The sequence below is a fragment of the Kitasatospora sp. NPDC057198 genome, assembly GCF_042670125.1.
In the GTDB taxonomy this organism is placed as follows: domain Bacteria; phylum Actinomycetota; class Actinomycetes; order Streptomycetales; family Streptomycetaceae; genus Kitasatospora.
Genome location: NZ_JBHUWH010000609.1, coordinates 1 through 4,033 on the forward strand (window position 1 = coordinate 1; position 4,033 = coordinate 4,033).

Sequence of the window (4,033 nt, forward strand, 5' to 3'; positions counted from 1 at the left end):
GGCCCTCGGCGGCCAGCGCGGCGTCCAGCCGGGCCCGTTCGGGGGCGGAGCCGGCGGCCAGGTCGGCGAGCCGGAGCCGCTCCAGCCGGGCCCGCTGGTGGCGCGACTGCCGTTCGGCCAGGGCGGCCTGCTCCTCCAGCCGGGCGCGGGCGGCGGCCCGTCCGGCCTCGGCGGCGGCCAGCCGCAGCGCGGCGGCCTCGGCCCGCTCGGCGGCGTCGACGCGCAGCAGCGCGGCCCAGGCCAGCGCCTCGGCGATCGGGGCGTCCTCGCCGGGGCGCAGGTCGGCGGCGCCCGCCGCGAGCGGCCCGGCGGCCTCCTCGGCGCGGGCCAGCAGGGCGTGCACCCGCTGCCGGCCGCTCTGCACCCGGGACTCGTGCTGCTTGCGCAACTCGGCCGTCCAGCGCTCCAGTTGCTCGAACCGGCCGGTGTCGAAGAGTCGGCCGAGCAGTTCGGCGCGCTGCTTGGAGTCGGCCCGCAGGAAGCGCGCGAAATCGCCCTGCGGGAGCAGCACGACCTGGCAGAACTGCTCGCGGTTCATGCCCAGCAGCCGGGTCAGCTCCTCGCCGGCCTCCTGGTGCGACCTGCTGACCGGCACCCAGCCGGGCTCGCCCCGCCCGGCGTCGGCGGCCCACTCGCGCAGCAGGGTCTGCGCCTTCTCCGCGGTCAGGCCGGTGCCGCGCTTTTTGGGCCGCCACTGCTCGGGGCTGCGGGTGACCTCCAGGCGGCGCCCGCCGAGGGTCACCTCCAGCACCACCTCGGTGCGCACGTCCGGTGCGGCGTGGTCGCTGCGCACCCCGTTGCTGCGGCGGGTGCCGGGCAGTTCGCCGTACAGCGCGTAGCAGACCGCGTCCAGGACGCTGCTCTTGCCCGCGCCGGTGGCCCCGCGCAGCAGGAACAGGCCGGCCGCGGAGAGCCGGTCGAAGTCGATCAGCTCGGTGCCCGCGAACGGCCCGAAGGCGGTGAGGGCGAGCCGGTGCAGCCTCATCGGGTGTGCTCCCACGTGTGGTGGTGACGGGGTGTCACCGGGCGTTCTCCTCGGCCCGGCCGGCCGCGCTGCGGCGCACCGACTCCAGGCCCTCCAGCAGCCAGGCCCGCTCGCCGCCGTCCAGCTCCCGGCCGGGGCGGACGTGGGCGACGAAGCCCTCGACCACCTCCTGGTCGGTGCGCCCGCGCACCCGCCGGGCGTAGGAGGTGCCGTCGGTGCGCTCGCCGCCCTCCGGGTCGAAGAGCAGTTGCAGGGTGTGTGGGAAGCGCTCGCGCAGCCGCTCCATCGCGTCGGCCGGGCGGAGGGGGTCGGTCAGGGTGGCCTGCGTCCAGCGGTCGACGGCGTACTCGTACTTCTCGTCGGCCAGCAGGTCCTCCAGCCGGCCCCTGAGCTGCGCCAGCCGGCGCGGCACCGGGCAGTACACCCGGCGGGCCTCGACGGCGCCCGCCGCGTCCAGGTCGACCAGCCACATCGACTTCTCGTGCGCCGTCTCGGAGAAGGAGTAGGCCAGCGGGGAGCCGGAGTAGCGCAGGTGCGGGGCGAGGGTCTGGCAGCCGTGCAGGTGGCCGAGGGCCGCGTAGTGCACGCCGTCGAACACCGAGGCGGGCACCGACTGCACGCCGCCGACCGCGATGTCCCGCTCGCTGTCGCTGGCGGCGCCGCCGGTGACGAAGGCGTGCGCCAGCACCACCGCGCGGGTGCCCGCGGGGCGGGCGGCCAGGTCGGCGCGGACGCCGTCCATCGCGGCGCCGAGCACCTGCTCGTGGCCGCCCTTCGCCAGGCCGAGCCGCTCGCGGACCAGCGCCGGCTCCAGGTAGGGCAGTCCGTAGACGGCCACCGGCCCGTGCCCGTCGGCCAGCAGGACGGGCTCGGCCAGCGCGCCCGGGTCGGTGCGCAGGTGGATGCCGGCCCGGTCGATCAGCCGGGCGGCGGTGCCCAGGCGGCGGGCGGAGTCGTGGTTGCCGGAGATGAACACGGCGGGCACGCCCAGTTCGGCCAGCCGCCACAGCGCCTCGTCGAACAGCGCGACCGCCTCCAGGCCGGGCAGCGCCCGGTCGTAGACGTCCCCCGCGACCAGCACCGCGTCGACCCGCTCGGCGGTGACGGTCTCCACCAGGTGGTCCAGGAAGGCCCGCTGGGCGCCGTGCAGGTTCTCCCGGTGGAAGGAGCGCCCCAGGTGCCAGTCCGAGGTGTGCAGCAGCCTCACTCCGTCACTCCCCGCCGCATCCTCGCCACTCCTCGTCCGTCCGGTGCTCCGGTACGAGTATCACAGGTGCCGGACAGCCCTCCGGCCGTCGGCCGTAGCAGACCCGATGACCCGGGTGGCGGTCGGGGCTGTTCATCGGTCGGGTGTTCGGGGAAGATCATCAGGTGGTACGGCGGGCGGGTCCGCGGAGCGGAGGGAGCGGGATGGGCATCGAGTACAGCCCGGAGATCTCCGACCTGCTCGGACGGGTGCGCCGCCGGCCGAACGCGGGCTGGCCGTGGCGGCCGGGGGAGCAGGTGCCGGCCGGGCTGACGGTCAAGCAGTCCTGGGGGTGGCTGTTCGCGCCGGACGGGCGGGTGCTGACGCTGGTGAACCCGAAGGACGGGGTGGTCAGCCTGCCGGGCGGCTCGCTGGAGCCGGAGGACGCGGGCGACCCGGGCAGCGCGCTGGCCCGGGAGGCCGGCGAGGAGGCGCAGGCGGTGATCGGGGGCCCGGTCTACCTCGGGTACCTGTACGACCGGGTCGGTTCGGCCAACGGCGGGCACGAGTGCGCCCGGGTGCGGATGGCCGCGGTGCTGCGCGGGGTGGGCCCGTCGGTGCCGGACCCGGCCTCGGGGCGGCACTACCGGCGGCTGCTGGTGGCGCCGGGCCTGGCGGTCGAACTGCTCGGCTGGGGGCTGCCGGGGCTGCGGCAGGCCCGGGCGGCGGTCGCGGCGGCGGCCGGGCTGTGGGGCGTCCCGGCGCGGGCGGACGAGACGATCGAGGAACTGCCCCTCGCGGGCTGCCGGCTGCGCTGAGCGCGCCGAGGGCGCACCCCCGGCGCCGGGGGCGGCGCGGCGACCTTCCGGGCGGCATCGCCGCAGCCCAGGTCAGGGATGGGTCTGCGCGCGTAGCGGGAGTTGGGGCCGCGTTCGACGAGTGTTCGTCAATTTCTTTGGCATGACCGCTTCCCCGCGAGGCTACTGACTGGTATCCAATGTGTGGCCTGCGTCACTCATGGAGGATCAGATGTCCCGCTCCCGTGTCGTCTCCGTCGCGCTCACCGCGGCGGTGCTGTCCCTCACCACCCTCGCCACCGCCACCCAGGCGAACGCCGCCGGCGTCAACTACGTCGCGCTCGGCGACTCCTACTCGGCCGGCGTCGGCTCCGGCAGCTACACCAGCGACAGCGGCAGTTGCAGCCGCAGCACCAAGGCGTACCCGTACCTGTGGAAGACCGCCCACGCGCCCACCTCGTTCTCCTTCGTGGCCTGCTCGGGCGCGAAGACCGGTGACGTGGCCGCCAACCAGCTCGGCGCGCTGAGCACCTCGACCACGCTGGTGTCGATCACCATCGGCGGCAACGACGCGGGCTTCGCCTCCACCATGCAGACCTGCGTGCTGGACAGCGAGAGCTCCTGCCTGAGCGCGGTGAACACCGCCAAGAGCTACGCCGTCAACACGCTGCCGGGCAAGCTCGCCACCCTGTACGGGCAGATCAGGGCGAAGGCGCCCAACGCGCACGTGGTGGTGCTCGGCTACCCGCACCTCTACCAGGTGCCCGGCACCTGCATCTTCGGCATCTCCAACACCAAGCGGACCGCGATCAACGGCGCCGCCGACACCCTGGACACCGTCATCGCCAAGCAGGCCGCGGACGCCGGGTTCACCTTCAAGGACGTCCGTACGGCCTTCGCCGGGCACGAGATCTGCGGCTCCTCCAGCCAGTGGCTCAACAGCACCACGCTGCCGATCAGCGACAGCTACCACCCCAACTCGGCCGGCCAGTCCGGCGGCTACCTGCCGCTGTTCAGCGCCGCCGCCTGATCCGGGGGCACCACCGGCGTCCGTGGGGGACGAAC

Annotated in this window: 4 protein-coding genes; 2 read left to right on the forward strand and 2 right to left on the reverse strand. The window is 75.0% G+C overall.

Annotation, left to right across the window (positions count from 1 at the left end; translation table 11 throughout):
- Positions 1-985, reverse strand: a 985-nt coding sequence (locus ACFUEL_RS36460) for an AAA family ATPase (RefSeq protein WP_380241997.1), incomplete at its 3' end; no start/stop codon positions are given.
- A 34-nt stretch (positions 986-1,019) separates the two neighbouring features.
- Positions 1,020-2,192 carry an exonuclease SbcCD subunit D gene (locus ACFUEL_RS36465; RefSeq protein WP_380241999.1) on the reverse strand — a complete coding sequence of 391 codons (1,173 nt, stop codon included), beginning with the start codon at positions 2,190-2,192 and terminating at the stop codon, positions 1,020-1,022.
- A 203-nt stretch (positions 2,193-2,395) separates the two neighbouring features.
- Between ACFUEL_RS36465 and ACFUEL_RS36470 the strand changes: the two genes are divergently transcribed.
- Complete coding sequence (locus ACFUEL_RS36470) at positions 2,396-2,989, forward strand: hypothetical protein (RefSeq protein ID WP_380242001.1); 594 nt, start codon at positions 2,396-2,398, stop codon at positions 2,987-2,989.
- 211 nt (positions 2,990-3,200) lie between these two features.
- Complete coding sequence (locus tag ACFUEL_RS36475; protein WP_380242003.1) at positions 3,201-3,998, forward strand: SGNH/GDSL hydrolase family protein; 798 nt, start codon at positions 3,201-3,203, stop codon at positions 3,996-3,998.
- Positions 3,999-4,033 lie beyond the last annotated feature (35 nt).

Coding starts and splice junctions, on each gene's coding strand:
- ACFUEL_RS36470 (WP_380242001.1), top strand. CDS start 2,396: ATGGGCATCGAGTACAGCCCGGAGATCTCCGACCTGCTCGGACGGGTG.
- ACFUEL_RS36475 (WP_380242003.1), top strand. CDS start 3,201: ATGTCCCGCTCCCGTGTCGTCTCCGTCGCGCTCACCGCGGCGGTGCTG.